At 70.1% G+C, this 23,124-nt stretch carries 16 protein-coding genes and 2 pseudogenes; 6 read left to right on the top strand and 12 right to left on the bottom strand.

What is annotated here, in order from left to right; translation table 11 throughout:
• Nucleotides 1-651 precede the first annotated feature (651 nt).
• Complete coding sequence (locus tag OG609_RS06490; RefSeq protein WP_327271917.1) at nt 652-1,077, bottom strand: hypothetical protein; 426 nt, start codon at nt 1,075-1,077, stop codon at nt 652-654.
• Nucleotides 1,078-1,450: 373 nt separating this feature from the next.
• Here OG609_RS06490 and OG609_RS06495 point away from each other — a divergent pair, with 373 nt between their 5' ends.
• From OG609_RS06495 to OG609_RS06505, 3 genes and pseudogenes are all read left to right on the top strand, one after another.
• Nucleotides 1,451-2,392: an aminoglycoside phosphotransferase family protein gene (locus tag OG609_RS06495; RefSeq protein ID WP_327271918.1), complete on the top strand. Its 942-nt coding sequence runs from the start codon at nt 1,451-1,453 to the stop codon at nt 2,390-2,392.
• Between the two features lie 137 nt (nt 2,393-2,529).
• Nucleotides 2,530-2,775: pseudogene (locus tag OG609_RS06500) on the top strand (transposase); the annotation flags it as partial.
• A 235-nt stretch (nt 2,776-3,010) separates the two neighbouring features.
• Nucleotides 3,011-4,066, top strand: coding sequence for a lipoate--protein ligase family protein (locus tag OG609_RS06505; RefSeq protein ID WP_327277954.1), 1,056 nt, complete (start codon nt 3,011-3,013; stop codon nt 4,064-4,066).
• 48 nt (nt 4,067-4,114) lie between these two features.
• Here the strand turns inward: OG609_RS06505 and OG609_RS06510 are convergent, their stop codons facing one another.
• The 3 genes from OG609_RS06510 to OG609_RS06520 form a co-directional block, all read right to left on the bottom strand.
• Entirely contained in the window at nt 4,115-6,643 is a 2,529-nt protein-coding gene (locus OG609_RS06510) for a SpoIIE family protein phosphatase (RefSeq protein ID WP_327277955.1), read from the bottom strand.
• Nucleotides 6,644-6,751: 108 nt separating this feature from the next.
• A complete protein-coding gene (locus OG609_RS06515; protein WP_327271919.1) occupies nt 6,752-7,441 on the bottom strand; it encodes a response regulator transcription factor in 690 nt (229 codons plus the stop codon).
• Nucleotides 7,438-8,586 carry a sensor histidine kinase gene (locus OG609_RS06520; protein ID WP_327271920.1) on the bottom strand — a complete coding sequence of 383 codons (1,149 nt, stop codon included), beginning with the start codon at nt 8,584-8,586 and terminating at the stop codon, nt 7,438-7,440. Before OG609_RS06520 ends, OG609_RS06515 begins: the two co-directional genes overlap by 4 nt.
• A 168-nt stretch (nt 8,587-8,754) precedes the next feature.
• Here OG609_RS06520 and OG609_RS06525 point away from each other — a divergent pair, with 168 nt between their 5' ends.
• Nucleotides 8,755-9,738 (top strand): carboxymuconolactone decarboxylase family protein, encoded by a 984-nt coding sequence (locus OG609_RS06525; RefSeq protein ID WP_327271921.1) that lies wholly within the window; start codon nt 8,755-8,757, stop codon nt 9,736-9,738.
• Nucleotides 9,735-10,544 (top strand): class I SAM-dependent methyltransferase, encoded by an 810-nt coding sequence (locus OG609_RS06530; RefSeq protein WP_327271922.1) that lies wholly within the window; start codon nt 9,735-9,737, stop codon nt 10,542-10,544. The genes OG609_RS06525 and OG609_RS06530 overlap by 4 nt, the downstream gene beginning before the upstream one ends.
• On the opposite strand, the gene OG609_RS06535 is transcribed toward OG609_RS06530, so the two are convergent.
• Nucleotides 10,522-11,997: an amidase gene (locus tag OG609_RS06535; RefSeq protein ID WP_327271923.1), complete on the bottom strand. Its 1,476-nt coding sequence runs from the start codon at nt 11,995-11,997 to the stop codon at nt 10,522-10,524. The two genes, OG609_RS06530 and OG609_RS06535, sit on opposite strands and share 23 nt — an antisense overlap.
• A gap of 931 nt (nt 11,998-12,928) precedes the next feature.
• Here OG609_RS06535 and OG609_RS06540 point away from each other — a divergent pair.
• Nucleotides 12,929-13,705: a hypothetical protein gene (locus tag OG609_RS06540; protein WP_327277956.1), complete on the top strand. Its 777-nt coding sequence runs from the start codon at nt 12,929-12,931 to the stop codon at nt 13,703-13,705.
• On the opposite strand, the gene OG609_RS06545 is transcribed toward OG609_RS06540, so the two are convergent.
• The 7 genes and pseudogenes from OG609_RS06545 to OG609_RS06575 form a co-directional block, all read right to left on the bottom strand.
• The gene (locus tag OG609_RS06545; RefSeq protein ID WP_327271924.1) at nt 13,668-15,236 is read right to left on the bottom strand and encodes an NCS1 family nucleobase:cation symporter-1; all 1,569 of its coding nucleotides are present in this window, start codon (nt 15,234-15,236) and stop codon (nt 13,668-13,670) included. The two genes, OG609_RS06540 and OG609_RS06545, sit on opposite strands and share 38 nt — an antisense overlap.
• A 102-nt stretch (nt 15,237-15,338) precedes the next feature.
• Nucleotides 15,339-16,340, bottom strand: a complete 1,002-nt coding sequence (locus tag OG609_RS06550) for a TIGR03842 family LLM class F420-dependent oxidoreductase (RefSeq protein ID WP_327271925.1) — start codon at nt 16,338-16,340, stop codon at nt 15,339-15,341.
• Nucleotides 16,341-16,351: 11 nt separating this feature from the next.
• A complete protein-coding gene (hydA, locus tag OG609_RS06555) occupies nt 16,352-17,743 on the bottom strand; it encodes a dihydropyrimidinase (protein ID WP_327271926.1) in 1,392 nt (463 codons plus the stop codon).
• Between the two features lie 217 nt (nt 17,744-17,960).
• A pseudogene (locus OG609_RS06560) lies at nt 17,961-18,434 on the bottom strand (amidohydrolase family protein); the annotation flags it as partial.
• A 313-nt stretch (nt 18,435-18,747) separates the two neighbouring features.
• On the bottom strand, nt 18,748-20,127 hold the full coding sequence (locus tag OG609_RS06565) for an NAD-dependent succinate-semialdehyde dehydrogenase (protein WP_327271927.1): 1,380 nt from the start codon (nt 20,125-20,127) through the stop codon (nt 18,748-18,750).
• Between the two features lie 13 nt (nt 20,128-20,140).
• Nucleotides 20,141-21,835, bottom strand: coding sequence for a thiamine pyrophosphate-dependent enzyme (locus OG609_RS06570; protein ID WP_327277957.1), 1,695 nt, complete (start codon nt 21,833-21,835; stop codon nt 20,141-20,143).
• A 371-nt stretch (nt 21,836-22,206) separates the two neighbouring features.
• The gene (locus OG609_RS06575) at nt 22,207-23,124 is read right to left on the bottom strand and encodes a LysR family transcriptional regulator (RefSeq protein WP_327271928.1); all 918 of its coding nucleotides are present in this window, start codon (nt 23,122-23,124) and stop codon (nt 22,207-22,209) included.

Below are 23,124 nucleotides of genomic sequence, written 5' to 3' on the forward strand. Positions count from 1 at the left end.
CACGGTACGGATGTGGATTTCGTAGCACCACGCGCGCAGTTGTATGCGCCTCCCCTTGTGGTGGGGGATGATGCCGTCCGCCATTGCCGGACGGGCCGGGTAATCGCCGCGTCGAAGGGGCGGATGGCGAAGGACGCGGGCGTGATCGATGAAGGATCGCATGTCAGGCGGGTGTCCCCAATGCGCCCGGGGCGCGTCTGTGACGTGGGTGAATGCACCCGGGCAGAAGGCACCGGTGCGGCGTACGCCGCTGGGTCCACCTACCGCCGGGAAGCAGTCAGAGGCGGGGTTCGGGTGAGCCGTCCCCGACGGGGTCGTGGCGGCACAATGTGACACACCAGGGGTGCCGCGTGACCACAACCCGGCGCCACCACCCGGACGGCGCCTTTGCAGGACGTGGTGCCCGTGGCAGCGGACGGGAGCCGTGAACGGACCCATCGCTGAGTGGAGATGGGGCGATGTTCACGGGCGGGGCAGGTGAGGTGAGTTTCCGGGCGGCCTCGGCGCGTACCAACGCGCCCATGGCCGCAAAGACGTCTGCGGGCATGAGGAAGTGCTCCTGCGGAGTCAGTGAGCGTCAACTACTGTGACGGCAGGCCTCTTCCGCAGCGCCCCGCCCACTGGCAGGCACGTCGAAGAGGCCGGGTTCGCTCAGCAGCGCAGGGCGCACCCTGAGGAGAATCCGGGAGCGCCCGCGGCTGCGGCAGGAGCGGGCCCTGCAGTTCCACTGCCTGCCTCTGCATCCCGGCGGACCGCGTGCGAGACAACAGAGGAAGCACCCGCGAGGTCGGCAGCATGCTTCGGCTTACCGATGGAAGTCGAACCCACTCGCCAGCCATGGGCGCCCGCGTGACCTCCGGAGTCCGGGACGGCGGACCCCACTACGGGGAGAGCGGCACTGTCGATGTCCTCGGTCACGGTGTGAACAGTGCGGCCTTCAAGGCCGATGTGCGAGGAGGTCGGCTGCTGCCAGGCCGGGGGTGAGACGGCGTGTGCCAGCGTCGCCAGAGTGATCAGTGTGATCGCACAGAGGGCACGGGACAGCAGGCGCATCGCATTGCCGCTGCTGGACACCATGTGCACACCTCCCACCGGACTCCGGGTCACCAGAAAACCCCACCAGTGCTTCTGATGACACTGCACATGAGCTGTACGGTGTCGAATTCACCCGGACGGCGAATCACCGGAAGCGCGCTGGATCAGCGATGTCGTCCGCGGCCCGTAGTAGTAGTCCGCGTGTTCGTGCCCGCCGGACGGTCGCCGGTCGAGCAGGCACTGGCCGGTTGCCGGTCGGGCGGCGTGGCGGGCGGGGAAGGAGTGCTGTACGGGCCCGCCCCCACACCTGGCGGTGCCGGGACCGGACAGCGCCGCCAGGACGGGCAAAGCTGACACACCCGTGACTGGCTTGGGCTCCTGGCGGCGGCCTCGGGCTGGTGCGTAAGGTTCCCGGATGTTCGAGACACCAGAGCCGTTCGCGCGCAGCACCATCGAGCGCGAAGGAGAACGCGGAGCGGCGTGGCTCGCCGAACTGCCCGGGATCGTGGAAGAGCTGCTGGAGCACTGGGGGTGCGTGCCGGACGGGGAGGTCATGCACGGCGGTGTCGGAGTCATCGTCCCGGTGCGGCGGAGAGCCGGGGACACGGCTGTGTTCAAGGTGTCGTTTCCGCACCCCGGCAACGTCCACGAGCCAGATGCTTTGGCGGCGTGGGGTGGGCGCGGAGCCGTTCTGCTGCACGAGCGCGACGATGAGCGGTTCGCGATGCTGCTCGAACGTGCCCAGGCGTCAACCCTGGCCGAGGTCGAAGACGGCGAGGAGGTCGTGACGGTAGCAGGGCGGATCAGCCACCGGCTGGCCATCCCCGCGCCGGCCGGCCTGCCCCGGCTGCGGGAGCAGGCCGACGCCTGGGAGGAGCAGGTGCGCAAGGACGCCGAGGAGCTGACGCACGCACTGTCGCCTTATGCGGTGGACGCCGCCGTGGCGACCATCCGCGAGCTGGGTCGCATTCAGCCGGACACCCTCATCCACGGTGACCTGCACGCCAGAAACATCCTGCGCGCCGACCGCGGGCCATGGCTGGCAGTCGACCCCAAGGGGTACGCGGGAGACCCGGCCTACGACGGCGGCACGCTGCTGAAGTCACGCGCGCTGACGCTCCTTGAACGCGACGACCTTCGCAAAGCTCTCCACCGCACCTTGGACGTCTTCACTGAGGCCGCGGAACTCGACCGCGAGCGCACCCGGCGTTGGGCCCAGTTCCATGCCGTCCAGGCTGCATTCTGGGGCCGCCGTCATGGATTCCGTATTGCGCGCGGCGGACCACGCTTGGACTGGCTCACCGAATTCGCGGACCGCATGGCGGAGTTGCTCACGGCGCCGCACTTGGGCCCGTGATCCTTCCGGTGGGGCGGAGCGGGAACGGGTGCGGCCACCAGTGATCACCGTGGTTTGTGAAGCCAACGAACGATCAAGCAGTGGCCGCAGGTCACAGCGTAGATCCTGCCCGTTGGCAGGACGCATTCGAGGGTCTGATGGGGCGGATCGCGGGTCGTTTCGCGCGGGTGGAGCCACGTCGTCGCGTCCAGCGGTTGGTACTCGGACTCCTGTCGGACCTCCCGCACAAGAACTGCTGGACCATCGCCGAACGGGCCGGGGAGTCCACCCCGGACGGCATGCAGCACCTGCTCAGCCGGGCCAAGTGGGACGCCGACGCGGTCCGTGACGACCTGCGGGGCTACGTGGTGGAGCATCTGCACGACGACACAGCTGGAGTACTGAGCAAAGCCGCAGGTAGTGGCAGACGAGTCGGGCTGTACGCCGGATTCTGTTCGGCCCGCAGGCGTATGGCAGGCCTGACGGTCGCAGCCCCGATGCCGCTCCAGCGGCATCGGGGCTGCGTAGCCGCTCGTCACGAGCGAGCATTGAAGTCCGATGTGAAGTGTGTGCGCGTTCATGCAGATGTCGGTGCAACAGGCTCAGGATCTGCGCCGCGCACTGGAAGGGAACGAAGCCGTGCATGGCGAGTACAAGGTGCCCGGCGGCAAGCTTGTCGTCGTGGATCTGGACGTCGAGGAAAGCGCACTACGCAACGTGCGCGTCGCCGGGGACTTCTTCCTGGAGCCCGACGAGGCGATCCTCTCGATCAACAGCGCACTGGAGGGTGCCCCTTCTTCGATGGGCGCCGCAGGCCTGGCGGCCCGGATCACGGCGGCGCTGCCGGAGTCGACCGTCATGCTCGGACTGACCGCGGAGGGCGTTGGCATCGCAGCTCGGCGAGCCTTGGCCCACGCGACCGAGTGGAGCGACTACCACTGGCAACTGGTGCACATGGGACCGCAGGCCCCGGCCCTGCACATGGCACTGGACGAAGTCCTCACCGCCGAGGTGGCCGCCGGGCGACGGGCACCCACGTTGCGGATCTGGGAATGGGCCTCGCCTGCTGTGGTCATCGGCAGCTTCCAGTCGCTGCGGAACGAGGTGGATCCCGGAGGGGCGGCGAAATACGGGATGACCGTGGTACGCCGCATTTCTGGTGGCGGCGCCATGTTTGTAGAGCCCATGAGTACGATCACCTACTCTCTGTCCGTGCCGGAGTCGCTGGTGTCAGGCCTCTCCTTCGCCGACAGTTACGCCTACCTCGACGACTGGGTCCTGGGCGCGCTCGGCGACATGGGCATCAAGGCCTGGTACCAGCCGCTCAACGACATCGCGACGGAGGCCGGGAAGATCGCGGGCGCGGCGCAGAAGCGTGTGGCCGGCGGGGAGGGGGCCGTTCTGCACCACGTGACCATGTCGTACGACATCGACGCCGACAAGATGCTGGAGGTGCTCCGGATCGGCAAGGAGAAGCTTTCCGACAAGGGCACCAAGAGCGCGAAGAAGCGTGTCGACCCGCTGCGCCGCCAGACCGGACTGGCGCGCGAGGCCGTCATCGAGCGGATGATCGCCTCCTTCCGAAACCGGCACGGCCTCACGCAGGGCAAGGTGACGGACGAGGAGATGGCGCAGGCCGAGGAGCTCGTACGTACGAAGTTCGGCACCGAGGAGTGGACCGCTCGGGTGCCGTAGTGCCGGTGCTGCGGAGCCGGTGCCATGAACGGCTTCCCCGGAACGTCCTCACGTTCCGGTCGCCGGCAGTTCCTGCTCGGTCCAGATGATCTTGCCTTCGGGCGTGTAGCGGGTACCCCAGCGGCGGGTGAGCTGGGCTACGAGGAAGAGGCCGCGACCGCCCTCGTCCGTGGTCCTGGCGTGGCGCAGCCGGGGTGATGTGCTGCTGGCGTCGGAGACCTCGCAGATCAGGACGGACTGGCGCAGCAGCCGCAGCCGGATCGGGCCGGTGGCGTGGCGCAGCGCGTTGGTGACCAGCTCGCTGACGATCAGCTCGGTCGTCATCTGCAGCTCCTCCAGGCCCCAGCTCCTCAGCAGTCGGGCCGTCCGGGCCCGGACGCCCGCGACGGCTGCCGGGTCGGCGGGTACCTCCCATGAGACGACGTGGTCGGCGGTCAATTCGTGGGTGCGGGCGAGCAGCAGGGCGACGTCGTCGGGCTGCGGCACGGGAAGCAACTGCTCCACGACCGTCGCGCACAGTGTGTCGAGCGGAAGTCCGTGCTGCGCCAGGGCACCGCCGAGGCGGGACATCCCGAGGTCGGCGTCCCGGTCCCTGCCTTCGATGAGACCGTTGGTGTAGAGGGCGATCAGGCTGCCTTCCGGCAGCTCGATCTCCGCTGTCTCGAAGGGCAGCCCGCCCACGCCGAGCGGGGGGCCTGCGGGCAGTTCGGGGAAGTTGACGCGCCCGTCCGGGGAGACGACGACGGGGGGCGGGTGGCCGGCGCGCGCCATCGTGCAGAGCTGGGTGACCGGGTCGTAGACGGCGTACAGACAGGTGGCGCCCAGCACGGTCGTGCCGCTCGACTCGCCCTCGGGTTCCTCGTCGCTCAGGCGGAGTACGAGGTCGTCGAGGTGGGCCAGCAGTTCGTCGGGGGGAAGGTCCATGTCGGCGAGGGTGTGCACCGCGGTGCGGAGCCTGCCCATGGTCGCGGCGGCGCTGATGCCGTGGCCGACGACATCGCCGACGACCAGGGCGACCCGGGCGCCGGACAGCGGGATCACATCGAACCAGTCGCCCCCGACACCGTCCTTGGCGTCCGCCGGGAGATACGCGGAGGCCACGTCCAGGGCCATCCCTCCGGGCAGCGTGTGCGGGAGCAGACTGCGCTGCAGTGTCAGTGCGGCGGCGTGCTCTCGGGTGTAACGGCGGGCGTTGTCCACGCACACCGCCGCCCGTGCCACCAGATCGCGGGCCGGCAGCACGTCGTCCGGTTCGAAAGGGACCGGATTCACCGATCGTACGAAGGTGGTCAGGCCGAGCACCGTGTCCCTGGCCCGCATGGGTACGGCGATGAGGGAGTGGAAACCGTACTCGCGGATGCGCGCCGCCCTGGCGGGTTGTTCGACCGCCCACAGATGTCTGACGGAGTCGAGGACCGGGATCAGGATGGGTTCACCATCGATGAGAAACCGGATGTCGTGGGGCGGGGGCACGAAATCCACCGGGTCCCCGATCCGGCAGACCGCCTCCGGGCAGCCCTCCCGCACCGAACTCATCCCGGCGCGGCGCATCCTCGGCCGGCCCGGCTCGGCAGGCGCACCGGGATGAGCGGCTCCCGTACCGGAAAGCCTCAGGCCGGACAGCCCCGTGCCGGAGGACCACGGACCGGTCTCCTCAGGGCTGGCAACCGGCTCCAGCAGGTCGACGGTGACGAAGTCGGCGAACCGCGGCACCGCGAAGTCGGCCAGCTCCTGAGCCGTGCGCATCACGTCCAGGGTGGAGCCGATGCTGGCTCCGGCGTCGTTGACCAGGGCCAGGCGCTGCTGGGCCCTCCACCGGTCGGTGACGTCCAGGACCATGTAGCAGATGCCGGTGACGGTACCGTCGCCGTCGGTCAGAGGGAAGAACGACGTGGAGTAGGCGCGCTCACGGTGCGGATCCGCCCAGCTCCAGCCCCGGTACTCGAAGTCGATGACGGGTACCCCGGTGTCCAGCACACGGCGCATCAGGGGCTCTATGGCGTCGGTCTCCAGTCCCGGGAGCACTTCACTCATCCGGCGGCCCACGCGCTGCTCACGCGGGACGCCGCCGATGCGCTCCAGGGTTTCGTTCATCCAGACGTAGCGCAGTTGCGGGCTCATCACCGCCATACCGATCGGCGCGCTGGTCAGGAAGGCATCCAGCACGGACTGCCCGACCGTCCGCTCCGGCTTCCGTTCACGTCCGGAGACCAGGAAACACACCCGGCCGTCCAGGTGGAACGAGGCCGAGACCCGCAGATCCACTTCGATCTGCCGGCCGTCGCTCCGGCGCACATCGGCGCGGCCGCTCCAGCCCACGCCCGCACGGCACCGCTCGGCGATCCTCGCCACTCTTACCGGGTCCTCGGGCATCGCGAGGAGGAAGCCCGCGGACCGCCCGACCACCTCGGCGGCGCGGTATCCCAGCAGGTCCTGTGCGCTGTGAGTCCAGCCGATGACCGTTCCGGCAGCGGCGACCACCGCGGTCGCGTCATTCGCCGTGCCGAAGGAGTGCTGGGGGGTCCTGGGCTGCGACGGTTCGGCTCCGGGCGCCGACGGCGGGCCTTTGGACGCCATACTGGTCACCACCCATCCGCTCCGTTCCAGTCCATGATCCCGCCTACGGCGCTCCGGTGCGAATGTCAAGCGGCGTGGACGGGCGGGCAGGGCCGCTGTCGGCCGCCTTCAGGGGCGGGGTTCCCGGGGTGCGACGAGGCCGGATTCGTAGGCGAAGACGACGAGCTGCGCCCGGTCGCGGGCGCCCAGCTTCGTCATGGCGCGGCTGATGTGGGTCTTCGCGGTGAACGGGCTGATCACCATGTGTGCGGCGATCTCCTCGTTGGTGAGACCGCGAGCGGCGAGCGCGCTGACTTCGCGCTCCCGGCGGGTGAGGGTCTCGAAGCCGGGCGCAGTGCTCCGGTCGGGTGGTCTGGCGACGAATTCGCCGATCAGCCGGCGGGTGACGGCGGGCGAGAGCAGTGCGTCACCGACGGCCGCGACGCGGATGGCCCTCAGGAGTTCGGCGGGCTCGGTGTCCTTCAGGAGAAAACCGGCGGCTCCGGCGCGCAGCGCGTCGAAGACGTACTCGTCGAGGCCGTAATTGGTGAGGATCACGACATGGACGCCCGCCAGCAAGGGGTCGGCGGCGATCTCGCGGGTGGCCTCGATGCCTCCCATCACCGGCATCTGTACGTCGACGAGGGCGACGTCCGGAGTGTGCAGCCGGGCGAGTTCCAGGCCGTGGCGGCCGTCGGCGGCCTCGCCGATCACCTCGATGCCGTCCTCCGCTTCGAGCAGCGCCCGGAAACCGGCCCGCATCAACGCCTGGTCGTCGACGATCAGCACCCGGATCGCCGGGGCGTCTTCGTCGGTCATCCGACGGTTCCGGCGGTGCGCAGGGGGAGCTCCGCGCGTACGGAGAAGCCGCCGGCCGGGCGGGGTGCGGCGTCAAGGGTGCCGCCGAGTGCGGTGACGCGTTCCCGCATGCCGGTGAGGCCGGTGCCCGCGGTGACGGTGTCACCGGCGACGCAGGGGCCCTGGTCGTCGACGTGCACGGTCAGGGCCCGTTCGGTGTAGGTGAGGCGGACGGCCGTCGTGGCACGGTCGGCATGCCGGGCGACATTGGTGAGTGCCTCCTGCACGATGCGGTACGCGGCCCGGTCGACGGCCGGGGGCAGGGGCCGTTCGTCGCCGCTGACCGTGACGGCGAGCGCGATGCCCGCGGTACGGGCCCGGTCGGCCAGCTCGTCGATGCGGTCGAGCCCGGTGCCGGGCTCCACGACGTCGGTCCGGAGCACTTCCAGCGTTGCCCGCAGCTCACGCATCGCCTCGCCGCTCGCCTCCTGGATGGCGAGCAGTGCGGGTTCCACCTCGGTGCCCCGTTTGCGGGCGAGGTGCACAGCGACTCCTGCCTGGAGCTTGACGATCGAGATGGAGTGGGTGAGCGAGTCGTGCAGCTCGCGGGCGATCCGCAGCCGCTCCTCCCCCGCCCGGCGCAGCGCGGTCTCGTCCCGGCTGCGTTCGGCGTCCATGGCCCGCTGTTCGGTCTGGCGCAGATACGCCTGCCAGTTCTTGTCGATGAGTCCGGTGACGCCTGCGCAGAGGAACCAGCCGAGCAGCAGAAGGGTACGTTCGACGGTGTCCTGGGTGCCCGGTGCGGTGACGGCGAGGACCGTGACGTATCCGGTGAGGAAGAGGGCTCCCGCGGCGACGCCCCAGGCGCGGTGTCCGTTGCGGGCGGCCGCGTGCACGGCGGCCAGCACGGGGAACGCCGCCCAGCTTCCCGGATGGGCGTGAATCACGTACCCGAGCATGCAGAGCGTGGTGACGGCGAGGACCGCGCGCGGGGCGCTGCGGTGCCCGGCCAGTGCGAGTGCGCCAACCGCGATGAGCAGCAGGTCGAGAGCGCCGGGCGCCGAGGCGACGAGGGCCGCGGCGGTGACCGCCGCTGTGACGACGACGGCAAGTGCCGTGTCCAGCAGGCGAGTTCGCCGGCCGATGTCCTTCGTTTCGCCCCGCATGTGCGGCACCCTAACCTCCGTACGGCTGCGGCGGCATCACCCGCAGGGACGGGGACACGACTACTCCCGGGGAAGTAGTCGTGGTGGCGGTGAATCACGCGGGATCAGCGGCAACCGCCTTCGGGTGTACGACGACCGGGGGCGGGTCGGCGGGCGAGCATCGTCGCCATGACCGGACCTTTCCGTTACACCTCACCCGTACCGCCGAAGTCGGCGACCGGCACGGTCGCCGATGTGTACGCCCAACTGGGCACCGATTTCGGCATCGAACGTGCCTCGACCTTTGTCGTCCTGTCCGCCGCGCCACCGTTGCTGGCCGGTGCCTGGGCCGTGATGCGGGAGTCCCTGCTGGCCGGGCGGGCGCCGCGCACGGACAAGGAGGTGGTGGCTGCCGGGGTGTCGCTCGTCAACCGCTGCCCGTTCTGTGTGGTCGCGCACACCGTGCTGCTGCATGCCACCGGCGACCACCGGCTGGCCGAGACGATCGTGCGCGGCGAGCAGCCGAAGGACCCCGCGCACCGCCAACTGCTCGCCTGGGGAAAGGACATGAGCACCGCACAGCCGTTCCCGGCCGAGCAGGCCGCGGAGTACATCGGGACGGGACTCGCCTTCCATTTCATCAACCGGATCGTGTCGTCGCTGCTGACCGAGGACATGCTGCCCGGCGGCGCCCAGAAGTACCGCCTCGTGCGGACCGTGGCGGGCCGATCCCTGTCCGGCACCGTGCGCCGTGAGCTGATGTCCGGGGAGAGCCTGGCGCTGCTCGAAACGGAGGGCGAATCACCGTGCTGGGCGGCGGGCACGGCCATCGGCACGGCGTTCGGCGCGCTGCGTACGGCGGCGCATCTCGGCGCGGGGCTGCTGAGCAACGAGGAGCTGACTGTCGTACGGGAATCGGTGGCGGCCTGGGACGGCGTCACTCCCCTGCCGCTGCACGGCGCACAGCTGCCGGGCCGGGACGAGCTGCCGGGCGCCCGGCTTGCGCTGCTCGCGGCCCGTGCGCCGTACCGGATCACCGACGACGACGTGGCCGCCTGGCTCGTACCGCCGCACACCGATCACTGCCTGGTCCATCTGATCGCCTTCGGTGCATTCTGCGCAGTCGAACGCATCGAGGCCACCCTCACCGCCACCATGAAGGAGCACGCATGACCGTCGCCGACGCCTGGAACGGGCCGCTCGGCCTGCACTGGGCCGACCATCCGGAGCGTTACAACGCCATGCTGGCAGGATTCGACGCGCCGCTGTTCGACGTGGCGGCGATCGGTTCCGCCGAACGGGTCCTCGACATCGGCTGCGGCAGCGGCCTCACGACCCGGATGGCCGCGCGGCGCGCCCCGCAGGGGCGGGTCACCGGCGTGGACATCTCAAAACCGCTCCTGGAACGGGCCCGATCCCTCACCCCCACAGATCAATTCCCGTTCGTTTCATACGAGTTGGGTGATGCGCAGGTTCATCCGCTGGAGCCGGGCGGCTATGACGTGGCGATCAGCAGGGGCGGTGTGATGTTCTTCGCCGACCACATCGCCGCGTTCACCCACATCGCCGGTGCGCTGCGGCCGGGCGGCAGGCTCGCCTTCATCTGCCCGCAGCCCCCGCAGGCCGACGGTGGGGAAGGCACGGCGCTGGGCCTGCTGGCCTCGCTGCTGGGGCGGGACCATGAGTCGGAGAACGCGGTGGCGACGGCGATGGCCTCCCTGTCGGAGCCGGGGCGTCTCCACAAGGTCCTGGGGGCGGCCGGGTTCACGGAAATCGCCGCGGTCGGCGTGACCGCGGCCACCTGCTGGGGCCGGGATGCGGCGGACGCGGTGGATTTCTTCGTCTCCCGGACGCCGGGGCTCGCCGTCTCCGATGCCACCCGGGCCTCGATGACGGATGTACTGCTGGCGCACGAGACCCCGGAGGGTGTGCTGATGCGGGCGGGGGCGTGGGTGGTCAGCGCCCGCCGCCCGGTCTGACCGAGGTGTGAGGGGCGGGGGGCCGGTGCTCGTACCAGCGGCGGTCGGCCTCCAGCTGGGCGGCGAGGGAGATCAGCCGTTCCTCACTGCGGGAGGGGCCCAGCAGCTGGGCGCCGACGGGCAGCCCGTCGGAGGTGAATCCGGCCGGTACGTTGATGCCGGGCCAGCCCAGTACGTTCCAGGGCCAGGCGTACGGGCAGGCCTCGGCCATCGTCACATCGGTGCGCCAGGCGCTCAGCCCGTCGAACCTGCCGATCGGGGGCGGGGGCAGGGCGGTCGTCGGGGTGAGCAGTACGTCGTACCCGGCGCCGGCCCGGGACGTGTGGAAGAACGCTCCGATCCTGCGGTGCTGGCGCACCTCCCGCTCCCTGGCCGCGCGCACCACCCGGCCTCCCAGCCGGGTGCCGGTGCGCAGGGCGCTGCGGGTGCGCGGGTCGAGGAGGGCGGGGTCGGGGTGGCGGGCGGCGAGTTCGGCGATCCCGGCGGTGGCGCGGGGGACGAAGCCGAGGCCGATCAGTCCGTAGCGGGGCCTGGCCTCCTCGACGTCGTGGCCGAGGCGGGCGAGGGCCTCGGCCAGTGCGGTGACGGCCCGCCGCACATCGGGGTGGGGCGTCGAGCCGGTGAGGGTGAGCGGTGGGCGCCAGGCGACGGCGATGCGCAGTCTGCCCGGGTCGCGGCGGGCTGCGGCCGATGCCTCGACAGGGGGCGGGCGGTGCGGGTCGTCGCGGTGGGCTCCGGCGACCGCGTCGAGCAGCAGGGCGGCGTCGGCGACGGTCCTGGCCAGGGGGCCGTTGACGGTCAGGCCCTGAAAGGCGTCGCTGTACGGGTGGACGGAGATCCGGCCGCGCTGCGGTTTGATGCCGACGAGATGGGTCCAGGCTGCGGGGATACGGACGGACCCCGCGCCGTCCGACCCGAGCGCGGCGGGTACGAGCCCGGCCGCGACGGCCGCCGCCGAACCGCCGGACGAGCCGCCGGGGGTGTGTCCGGTGTTCCAGGGGTTGCGGGTGGCACCGAAGGCCGGGCCCTCGGTGAACGGCCACTGGCCCAGCTCGCAGGAATTGGTCTTCCCGACGATCACGGCCCCGGCCGCCCGCAGTCTGCGTACGACCTCGCTGTCGGCGGTGGCTGCGGGCAGTTCGCCGTCGCAGCCGAAGTAGGTCGGCATCCCGACGACATCGGTGTCGTCCTTGACGGCGACCGGAACCCCGAGCAGGGGCAGCCGCTCCCCCGCGGCGAGCCGGCGGTCGGCCTCGGCGGCCTCGGCGAGTGCGGCCTCGGCGCGCAGGTGCCTGAACGCGTTGAGGGTGCCCTGGCTCGCTTCGATACGGCTCAGGGCGGCGGATACCTGCTCGGTCGAGGTGGTATGGCCTTCGGCCAGCTCCATTGCGCTGTCGGCCAGTCCGGTCGGGCCGGCCGGTTCGGTCGTTTCGACGGCTTCCGCTGAGGACATGGGCTGTCTGCCTCCCTCGTATCGGCAGGTGCGCGCCCGCACCTGTACGCCCGAACGAACTTACCGGAGGGTAACGAGTAGTGGGCGGTTCACTCAACCGTTCGGCGGAGAGCGGCCGGAGGCTGCCGGAGCCATGAGAAAAGGTTCCGGCAGTCGGACGGAACAGCGCGAAGACAGCTGCCCCGGTACGGGCGGCGGCGAGGCGGACGAGAGTGCCCGTCCGGAGCGCTGGGCGGAACGCAACGGCCTGAAGCTCACCCGCATCGTCCTGGACCGCGGCGCCGTGCCGGACCAGCCCATGCTGACCGAGCAGGGCCGTGGTTCGCTCACCGGGCGGCGGTCCGCGGCCCGGCTCCGGTCGGCCGAGTTGCGCGCGGCGGGTTTCTCCGTCGTACGGGTGAAGATCGAGGCCGCTCCGTGGAACGAGGGCATACCGCGGACAGCCGACGAGGCGGTCGCGCTGTCCCCTCTCTGCCATTTCGAGCACCACATCAAGCTGCTGCTCTCCGGTGAGCCGGAGCTCGCCGTCGCACGGGCCGTGGCCGAGCGGTACAGCGCTCGCCTCCCACGCAATGCCCGCCGCGCTGTCCGGGAGGGACCTCACGAACGGTTCGTCACCCAGCGCTGCCGGGCAGTCGGCCGGCCTCAGGCCCATGCCCGGCTCGACGTGCTCCTCGGCGCGCTGGGCGCCGCCGGGCGTCGGCGGACAGTTTCACCGACCGCCTCGATCCCTGCCCGTACGTCGCCGGGATCGATGTCGTCCAGCAGTGGCCGGAGGCCCGGCAGCGCTGTGGGCAGGACCGCCCACCGGGGCGGGTGGGCGGTCCCGGTGGCTCCCCTCCGTCGCGCGACCCGCCCCGCTCCGACGTACGCTCAAGAGGATCGGATCGCACACCTGAACAGGCCCGACGGGCCCTTCGAGGGAGGCGCCGTGACCGGCCAACTCATCGGCACACGCCAGGCCGCCTGGGCAGCGGTCCTCGTACTGGGACTCACCAGCGGCAGCGTCATCGGCGGTGGTGTGGCACGGGCGGACAACGACATCGACACGCTCCCCGCCCAGCAGATCGCCGACCGGTCACGTGACGCGCTGCTGAGCGTCCATTCCCTGCACCTCAGCGCGCGTGGCCACTACGACAGCGGCAGCCCGGCGCCGGTCCTGAATCTCACCCTGGACCGGGACGGCAACTGCAATGGTTCGGTTGACCTCGGCAACGATCAGGGGTCGGCCCGGATCGTGAAGCGCGGCGACGACGTCTGGGTCAAGCCGGATGCGAACTTCTGGAAGAACCAGGTTCCCGGCGTCGGCTCGGCCTTCGCCGCAATCCTCAACGGGCGATACATGAAGGGCTCGGCCGACGACCCGAGGCTGCGCGACCTGGTGAACGGCTGCGATCTGGACACCTTCCAGAAGCTGGTCGGCGACCATGCGAACAACGACCGTGGGACGCTGAACAAGGGCAGAAAGACCACGCTCGGCGGGGCTTCGGTGGTACCGCTGACCAGGCTTCGGGACGGTAGGACGATGACGACGTACGTCGCGGCCACGGGCAAGCCGTACCCGCTGAGGATCACGGTGCAGGGCGGTGGGGCGAGCGCGGTCATGGGCTTCTCGGCTTTCGACAAGCCGGTGCCCACGGCCACGCCGCCACCGGATCAGACGTACGACATCAGCGCGCTGCTGAGCCGCCCGATGTCGCCGGTGTGACCCCGGACCGACCGCTGAGCACCACGTACAGCACCAGCGACGAGGCCAGCCCGACCGCCCAGCCGTAGTCCGCGAGCGGCTTGAGGAACGGGATCAGGCCGTCGGCCGGGAACGGGCCCGTGCCGGGGGCGGAGTGGGAGCCGCCGATCGCCAGGATGCCGCCGACGGCGAACGCGGCGACCGCCCGCCAGTTCCAGCCGTTCGCGTACCAGTAGCGGCCGCCGGGACGGTACAGGTCCGCGAGGTCGAGCACGGTGCGGCGGACGATCCAGTAGTCGGCGATCAGAATGCCCGCGACCGTACCGAGCAGTCCGCCGACCAGACCGAGCCAGGTGAAGATGTACAGCTCGGGGGTCTCGGTGAGTTTCCACGGCATGATGAGAACGCCGACGACACCCGTGATCAGGGCGCCCGTACGGAAGTTGATGAGTTTGGGTGCGAGGTTCGCCAAGTCGTACGCGGGTGACACGACGTTCGCCGCGATGTTCACGGAGACCGTCGCGACGAGCACCGTGACCAGGGCGTAGAGCAGACCGAAGACGTTGTCGGTCCTGGCGACGAGCTGGACCGGATCCCAGATCGCCTCCCCGTACACGGCCTGTGAGCCGGAGGTGACCAGAACCGAGAGCAGAGCGAAGAGCGTCATCGTGGTCGGCAGGCCGAGCGACTGGCCCCAGATCTGGGCACGTTGGCCGGCCCCGAAGCGGGTGAAGTCGGGGATGTTCAGGGAGAGCGTGGCCCAGAAGGCGATCATTCCCATCAGGGACGGGAAGAAGACCGGCCAGAACTCCTTGCCCCAGCCGAGCTTGGAGGGCTGGTCGAGCAGCGGGCCGAAGCCACCGGCCTTGACGGCGACCCAGACCAGAAGCACCACGGCACCGACGATGACGAACGGGGCGGCCCAGTTCTCGAACCGTCGCAGGGTGTCCATGCCCCGGTAGATGATGGCGAGTTCGAGCGCCCAGAAGAGGATGAAGCAGAGCCAGAGCGTCCACGGCTGCCCGCCGATCTCGGACGCCCTCGCCCAGCCGCCGAAGATCTTCCCGAGCAGGGTGAAGATGCCGACGCCACCGATCCAGGTCTGGATGCCGAACCAGGCACAGGCCACCGCGGCCCGGATCAGCGCGGGCAGGTTGGCGCCGCGCAGACCGAAGGAGGCGCGGGCCAGAACGGGGAAGGGGATGCCGTACTTGGGACCGGCGTGCCCGGTGAGCAGCATCGGGCCGAGCACGATCAGGTTGGCGAGCGCGATGGTCAGGACGGCCTGCTTCCAGTCCATGCCGAGGGCCACCAGGCCGGAGGCGAGCAGCCAGGACGGGATGTTGTGGGCCATGCCGACCCAGAGCGCGGCGAAGTTGTACGTCGTCCAGCGGCGCCTGTCCAGCGGAACGGGCAGCAGGTCCTCGTTGACGAACCGGTTGTCGGTGGGGACGGCGCCGGGGGCGAGTTCGACGCGGCCGGACGGGCCGGATATCCGGCCCTGCGGTGGAAGCGGTGGGATGGGTGGGGTGGGTGGGACGGTCGATGTCATGGCAACTGGACCCTTCGCTCGGGAGCGGTGCCGTGCGGGGCAGGGAGCGGTACGTGCGTACAACCGTGGGACGGGGGTGCGTACAACCGTGGGGCGAAGGGGTCAGGTGGACAGGGCGGGGATGATGTCGGAGCCGTAGGCGTCGATCGTCGCCTCGCGTGCATCGTGCATGTTGTAGACGGCGAACTGGTCGACGCCCAGATCGCGCAGGGCCCGGAGCTTCTCGATGTGTGCCTCGGCGGGGCCCAGCAGGCAGAACCGGTCGACGATCTCGTCCGGTACGAAGGCCGTGTCGGGATTTCCGGCGCGGCCGTGGTGGCTGTAGTCGTAGCCGGACCGGCCGGCGATGTACGCGGTCAGGGCCTCGGGGACGAGTCCGGAGTGCTCGCCGTACCGGGAGACCAGGTCCGCGACATGGTTGCCGACCATGCCACCGAACCAGCGGCACTGCTCGCGGGCGTGGTCGAGGTCGTCGCTCACATAGGCGGGGGCGGCGACGCAGATGGTCACGGAGTCCGGGTCGCGGCCCGCCTGTGCCGCCGCGTCCCGTACCGCCTTGATCATCCACTCCGTGAGGAACGGGTCGGCGAGCTGGAGGATGAAGCCGTCGGCCTTCTGTCCGGCGAGGGCGAGCGCCTTCGGGCCGTACGCGCCCATCCAGACGGGCAGTCTGCCGTCCTTCACCCAGGGGATCTGGACCGGCTGCCCGTCGACGGTGGCCTCCCGTCCCTCGGCGAGGTCGCGGATGACGTCGATGGCCTCGCCGAGGCGGGCCAGGGTGTTGGGCTTGCGTCCGGCGACGCGCATCGCCGAGTCGCCGCGCCCGATGCCGCAGACGGTGCGGTTGCCGAACATGTCGTTGAGGGTGGCGAAGGTGGAGGCGGTGACCTCCCAGGTGCGGGTGCCCGGGTTGGTGACCATGGGGCCGACGACGAGGTGTTCGGTGTGTTCGAGGATCTGGCTGTAGATGACGAACGGCTCCTGCCAGAGCACCGCCGAATCGAAGGTCCAGCCGTAGCGGAAGCCGTTGCGCTCGGCGCGACGCATCAGGCCGACGACGGCCGAGGCGGGCGGGTCGGTCTGGAGGACGAGTCCGAATTCCATGACGGGTGCTCCTAGTCCAGGTACTGACAGGTGGCGCGCGGGGTGTACATTCCGTGACCGGCCCGACCGGTGAACTTCCGTCCGTCGATGACGACTTCACCGCGCGAGAGAACCGTTTCTACCCGGCCGGTGATGCGCTTTCCTTCATACGCCGAGTAGTCCACGTTCATGTGATGGGTCTCGGCGGAGATGACCTGCTCGGCGTGCGGATCGTAGAGGACGATGTCGGCGTCGGAACCCGGCGCGATGGTGCCCTTCTTCGGGTAGAGGCCGAACATCCGGGCCGGGGTCGCGCAGGCGATCTCGATCCAGCGGCGGCGGGTGAGGTGACCGTCCAGGACGGCCTGGTGGAGGAGGTCCATACGGTTCTCCACCCCCGGCAGCCCGTTCGGGATCTTGGAGAAGTCCCCGCGGCCGAGCTCCTTCTGGCCGCGGAAGCAGAACGGGCAGTGGTCGGTGGAGACCACCTGGAGGTCGTTGGTCCGCAGCCCCCGCCACAACGCCGCCTGGTGTTCGCGGGGGCGCAGCGGGGTGGAGCAGACGTACTTCGCTCCCTGGAAGTCGGGCTCCTCCAGGTTGTCGGTGGAGAGGAAGAGGTACTGCGGGCAGGTCTCGCCGAAGACGGGCAGGCCCTTGTCCCGGGCGGCGGCCAGCTCGGCCACGGCTTCCTCGGCGGAGACGTGGACCACGTAGAGCGGGGATCCGGCCACCCGGGCGAGCTGGATGGCACGGTGGGTGGCCTCGGCCTCCAGGAGGACCTTGCGGACCTCGCCGTGGTGGCGGGGGTCGGTCTCCCCGCGCGCCAGGGCCTGTTCGATGAGGACGTCGATCGCGATGCCGTTCTCAGCGTGCATCATGATCAGCCCGCCGTTGCCGGAGGCCCGCTGCATGGCACGCAGGATCTGCCCGTCATCCGAATAGAAGACCCCCGGATACGCCATAAAAAATTTGAACGAACTAACGCCTTCTTCGACGAGTCCGTCCATTTCCTTGAGTGTGTGTTCATTGACGTCCGACACGATCATGTGGAATGCGTAATCGATCGCGCATTTTCCATCGGCCTTGGCGTACCAGGCGTCCAATCCCGCCCGGAGCGAATGCCCTTGTGACTGCACCGCGAAATCAATGATCGTCGTCGTCCCACCCCAGGCTGCGGCTCGCGTCCCGGTCTCGAACGTGTCCGACGCGAAGGTGCCACCGAACGGCAGCTCCATGTGCGTGTGCGCGTCGACCCCACCCGGGATCACATACTTCTGGGAGGCATCAATCACGCGATCGGCAGTCCAGTCCTGGCTACCCGTGGTCGCCATCGCCACGACACGGCCGTTCTCGATCAGAACATCCGCGTGCAACTCTTCGGCAGCAGTAATCACAAGGCCACCGGTAATGAGAGTTCGAGTCATGTCTGAGAAATCCCTTCCCCTCGCAATGCGGGACTCGGAGGGCCGCCGACCGGAACGCCGTAATGAAGGCGGTGTACCGGACGGCGGCAGAAGCCAGTGCGACGCCAGCAACCCACGCCGCTATGCCTTGCGTCGTTCACCCCGCGACACGGGTGCACGCGGCGTCCGCACCCACTAGGTCTCCGAGTCGCCGTGAAGATCTCTGGTCACGCGAGCCAATGAAACCCTTGAAGGAGGTGACGCCCTCCGACACCAGCAGGTCCATCTCCTTGAGCGAGGACTCGTTCACATCGGAGAGGATCATGTGGAAGGCGTAGTCGATGGCACAGTTGCCGTCGGCCTTCGCGTACCAGGCGTCGAGCCCTTCGCGGACCGCGCGGCCCACGGACTGGATGGCGAAGTCGACGATCGTGGTCGTGCCGCCCCAGGCGGCCGCGCGGGTGCCGGTCTCGAAGGTGTCGGCGGCGTAGGTGCCGCCGAACGGCATCTCCATGTGCGTATGCGCGTCGACACCACCGGGGATGACGTATCTGCCGGTGGCGTCGATCCTCCGGTCGGCGCTCCAGCTCTCGGCCGCGTCGGTGTCGTGCGCCGCGAGTGCGGCAATGCGGCCGCCCTCGATGAGTACGTCGGCATGGATTTCGTCGGACGCGGTGATGACGAGACCACCGTGGATGACGGTGCGGCTCATGTACCCCTCCTCACTGTGGCGGAATGGGTCTACGCACGTAGACAAGGTGCGTGGTGAAGAACGTAGAAGTGGGTTACCCACTGTGGCAATACCGCTGCGGCTAACCGCTGAAGACGTTTCTGTTTCATCCGCCTGGCACTCCACCGGCCCACAGCGTGCCGCGGCGCGGCGCCGTTCCCCACCCGGGAACGGCGCCGCGCCGCGTATACGTGCGCCGCCGACGGCAAACGGTCTTCCTTCAGGCAAGGGCGGCGGCGTTGGACGCCGGTGGCGGTTGCCGTCCGGGCGACGGGTGACGTTCGAGGGGCCCTGGTCAGCGCTTGACGCGAATCAGCTTCTTGTTGGCGAACTCGTCCATGCCGTACCTGCCGAGTTCACGGCCGATCCCGGACCGCTTGATCCCTCCGAAGGGGAGCTCGGCGGCGGTGCCGGGGGCGTCGTTGATGTACACCATCCCGGCTTCCAGGCGGTCGGCGACTCGCAGTGCGTGCTCCTCGTCGTCGCACTGGACGACCGCGCCGAGGCCGTACGGGCTGTTGTTGGCGAGCGCGATCGCCTCTTCCTCGTCGGCCACTCGGTGGATGAGGGCGACGGGGCCGAACAGTTCCTCGTGGAAGGCGCGCATCCGGTCAGTCACCCCGGTGAGGACCGTCGGCTCGTACCAGGCGCCGGGGCGGTCGATGCGGTGGCCTCCGGTGAGGACCGTCGCGCCGTGTGCCACCGCGTCGTCGACCTGGGCGGCGAGCCCCTCGGCGGCGGCGACGGAGGAGAGCGGGCCCAGGAAGGTGGCGGGGTCGGTGGGGTCGCCGGGCTCGACCGCCCGCACCTCGGCGGTGAACTGCTCGACGAACTCGTCGTGCTGCTCGTCGAGGACGATGATGCGCTTGGCCGCGTTGCAGGCCTGGCCCGCGTTGCCGAACCGGCCGATGAAGGCCTGCTGGACGGCGCGGGTCAGGTCGGCACCGCCGAGCACGAGGAAGGGGTCGGAGCCGCCGAGCTCCAGTACGACCTTCTTCAGGTGCCTTCCGGCGATCTCGGCGACTGCGGCCCCCGCCCGCTCGGAGCCGGTCAGCGAGACGCCCTGCACCCGCGGGTCCGCGATGACGTCGGCCACCTGCTCGTCGGAGGCGAAGAGGTTGATGTAGGCCCCGTCGGGCAGGCCCGCGTCACGGAAGATCTGCTCCATGGCGAGCGCGGACGCGGGACACTGGGGGGCGTGCTTGAGCAGGATCGTGTTGCCCAGCATCAGATTGGGAGCCGCGAACCGGGCAACCTGGTAGTAGGGGTAGTTCCACGGCATGATCCCCAGGAGCGGCCCGACCGCCTCCTTGCGGACGACGGCGGTGCCGCCCGCGACGACGGCCAGTTCCTCGTCGGCGAGGAAGGCGGCGCCGTTGTCGGCGTAGTAGCGGTAGATCGACACGACGATGTCGATCTCGATCCCGGCCTGTGTGACGGGCTTGCCCATCTCCTGAGTGATCAGGGCGGCCAGGTCGTCCCTGCGTTCGGCGTGCAGATCGGCGACGCGGTGCAGCAGGGCCGCCCGGTCCTCGACGGGGCGCCCGCGCCAGTCGGCCTGCGCGGCGGCGGAGGCGGCCAGGGCCTGGGCGATCGATACGTCGGTGGCCTGTGGGTAGCGCCGGACCGTTACTCCGGTGGCCGGGTCGACGATGGCGTACTGAGTGGTGGTCATGGCGTGTATTCCCTTACGGCAGGGGGATGTTCTGGTCGACGACGACGTGGATGACGGCGGGCCTGCGCTCGTCCGTCACGGCCTTGAGCGCACGCTCGACGGCCCCGGCCGCCTGGTCGTCGGCGGTGACGGTCTCGCCGTGGGCGCCGAAGGCACGCGCGTAGGCGGCGAAGTCGGGGTTGGCGAGCTGGGTGCCACTGATCCGGCCCGGATAGTGGCGTTCCTGGTGCTCGCGGATAGTTCCGTACTGCCGGTTGTCCATCAGGATCACGAGAAAGGCCGCACCGTACTGCACTGCCGTGGCGATCTCCTGACCATTCATCAGGAACTCGCCGTCACCCGCGATGGCGACGGTCAGCCGGCCGGGGCTCTCCAGCGAGGCGGCGAGGGCGGCCGGGACGCTGTAGCCCATGGAGCCGTTGCGCATGCTGAGCTGGCTGGGGAAGAGCCGGGTCGGCAGATAGCGCTGGGCCCAGATGCAGTGGTTGCCGGCACCGAAGGTGTAGACGGCGTCGTCGGGGAGCCGTTCGACGAGTTCGGCGACGACGCTCGTCATGTGGGCGGTGCCGGGTGCGGTCACCGGGAGCCCGGCACCGGTGCGGGCCTCGGCGGGCAGTGCGGCGTGCCGGGCCTGCTCCTCGCGGGCCTCGGCGGTCCACCGCGTCCAGTCGGGGTGACCGGTCAGGTCGAGGCCGGCCAGGGCTTCGGTGAAGGTGTCGGGGGCTGCGAGTATCTGCCGGGTGAGGGCGCCGCTGCGACCGCGCAGGGTGGCGTCGATGTTGGCGACGACGGTGGTGGACGACGGGGACTGGCGCAGCGTGTAGCCGTCGCTGGGCACGTCGGTCAGTACGCCGCCGACGCAGAGCAGCAGGTCGGCCTCCTCGACCCGGCGGGCCAGCGAGTCGAGCCGCCCGTATCCCAACTGGCCTGTATTGACCGGTGAGTCGAAGGGCACCCGGTCGGAAGCCCGCCAGTCCTGGGCGACCGGAATGCGGTGGCGTTCGGCGAAGGCGGTGAGCCGGGCGGCGGCGCGAGGGGTCCAGCGGGGGCCGCCGGCGAGGATGAGCGGACGCTGGGCGCGGACGAACAGCTCGCGCAGCGCGTCGAGTTCGGCGGGGGCGACGCCGCCGTCCGTCACCGGGACGACCGGGTGGAGCTCCGGCGGTGCGGGGCGGGTGATGATGTCCTCGGGCAGCCCGACGACGACCGGCCCGGGACGGCCCGAACGGGCGGCGAAGAAGGCCTCGGCGACCAGTTCGGAGGCGCGCTCCGGCTGGTCGAGGAGGAGGACGCGCTTGGCCTGTGTACCGAACCAGGCACGCGGGTCGAAGTCCTGGAAGGCCTCACGGTCGCGATGGTCGCTCGGGATCAGGCCGACGAACAGAACGAGCGGTGTGGCGTCCTGCCAGGCGGCGTGGACGGCCACATAGGCGTTGGCGGCGCCCGGGCCGCGGGTGACCATGGCGACGCCGGGCTCACCGGTGAGCTTTCCGTGCGCCTCCGCCATGTAGGCGGCGCCGCCCTCGTGGCGACAGACGACGGTGGTGATGTCGGAGTCGTGCAGTCCGTCGAGGAGGTCGAGGTAGCTCTCGCCGGGGACGGCGAAGACACGCCGTACCCCGTGCAGGGCAAGGGACTCGACGATGGCGTGACCGGCGGAGCGGGTGCGGGCACGGTCGGTGCCGGGGCGTGCGGAAGCGGGTGACATGACGGTCACGGACGGGTCCTTCGGGGAGGTGCGGCGCAGCTGCGGATACGGATGCGCTCGGCAGGTCCCTCAGTATCGGAAGGCATCGGTCATGCCGTCCAATACACAAATAGCAGCCCGACCATAACCATTGAGCATGAAAGCCAGGTGGCATATGAACCGGTCCGGGCCGTGGATGGATCCCGCGGCCCGGCTTCGGTCCCGTGATCAGAAATGGAGAGCGCCGGTGACCACCGACCCGCTCCGGCTCGGCGTACTGCCGAACGACCTGGAGGCGCTCGACGCGGTACCCGGCCGCACCGGCCACCACATCGCCCTGGCCGGCAACGGCGAGGCGCGCCACATCCCTGTGGCGAACGGCTGCGCAACCGTCAGGGCCGCGGGGGCGCCGGGATCACGGCGTCCCCCTGTCCCACGAGAAAGTCCCGCAGCCGCACCGCCGTCGCGCGAATGGCGTCGGCCGCGAAATGCCCCGGCAGCCAGGCCACATGGAGTGGTACCTGAAGCACCTCCCTGCCCCCGGCCCCTTCCGCCGTGATCCACAGCGCATGCGCCCCGTACCGCGGCAGATCCGTGCTGACCCCGATCCCGTGCCCTGCCACCGCGAGCGCCTCCACGGTCGGGCCGTCGTCGCACTCGGTCAGCCGCTCCGGCGCGAGATGCGCCGCGCCGAGCGCGTTGTCCAGTACCGCGCGACTGACGCTGGAGCGCGAGTGGGCGAACAGCCGGTCGCCGCAGATCTCGGCAAGGCCGAGCTCCGTGCGGCCCTCCTCGGCCCAGGGGTGGTCAGGGGCGACATGCGCCTTCAGCGCGGTGCCGCCGAGGTCGACGGTCTCGAAGCCCTCGACCATCGGCGTCGGGGACACGATGAAGTCCGCCTCGTCCAGGAGTTCGTCGTTGAGCGCGAAGTGGCCGGCCTGCCGGGTGATCAGCGGCGGATCGTCCAAGCCCGTCGTGGCGATGAACGGCGCGAGGAAGCCCCGGATGGTTGCCGCCGTCGCGGCGACCGTCAACTGCGCGACCCGCCCGGAACGAAGCCCCTCGACCGCGGCCTCCATCTGGCGGGTCTCCGCGATGACCCGACGGGCGAGAGGGACGAAGGCGCGTCCGGAGGCGGTCAGCACCAGCCGGTTGCCGCGCGACTCGAAGAGCGTCATCCGAACCTCGCGCTCCAGCGTCTTGAGCTGACGGCTCAGTCCCGGCTGGGCGACATGGAGGGTGGCAGCGGCGGAAGTAATGGTCCCGGCCTCGACGACGGCGAGGAAATAGAGGAGGCGCCGGTAGTTCAT

The sequence above is a fragment of the Streptomyces sp. NBC_01224 genome (assembly GCF_036002945.1).
GTDB lineage: Bacteria > Actinomycetota > Actinomycetes > Streptomycetales > Streptomycetaceae > Streptomyces.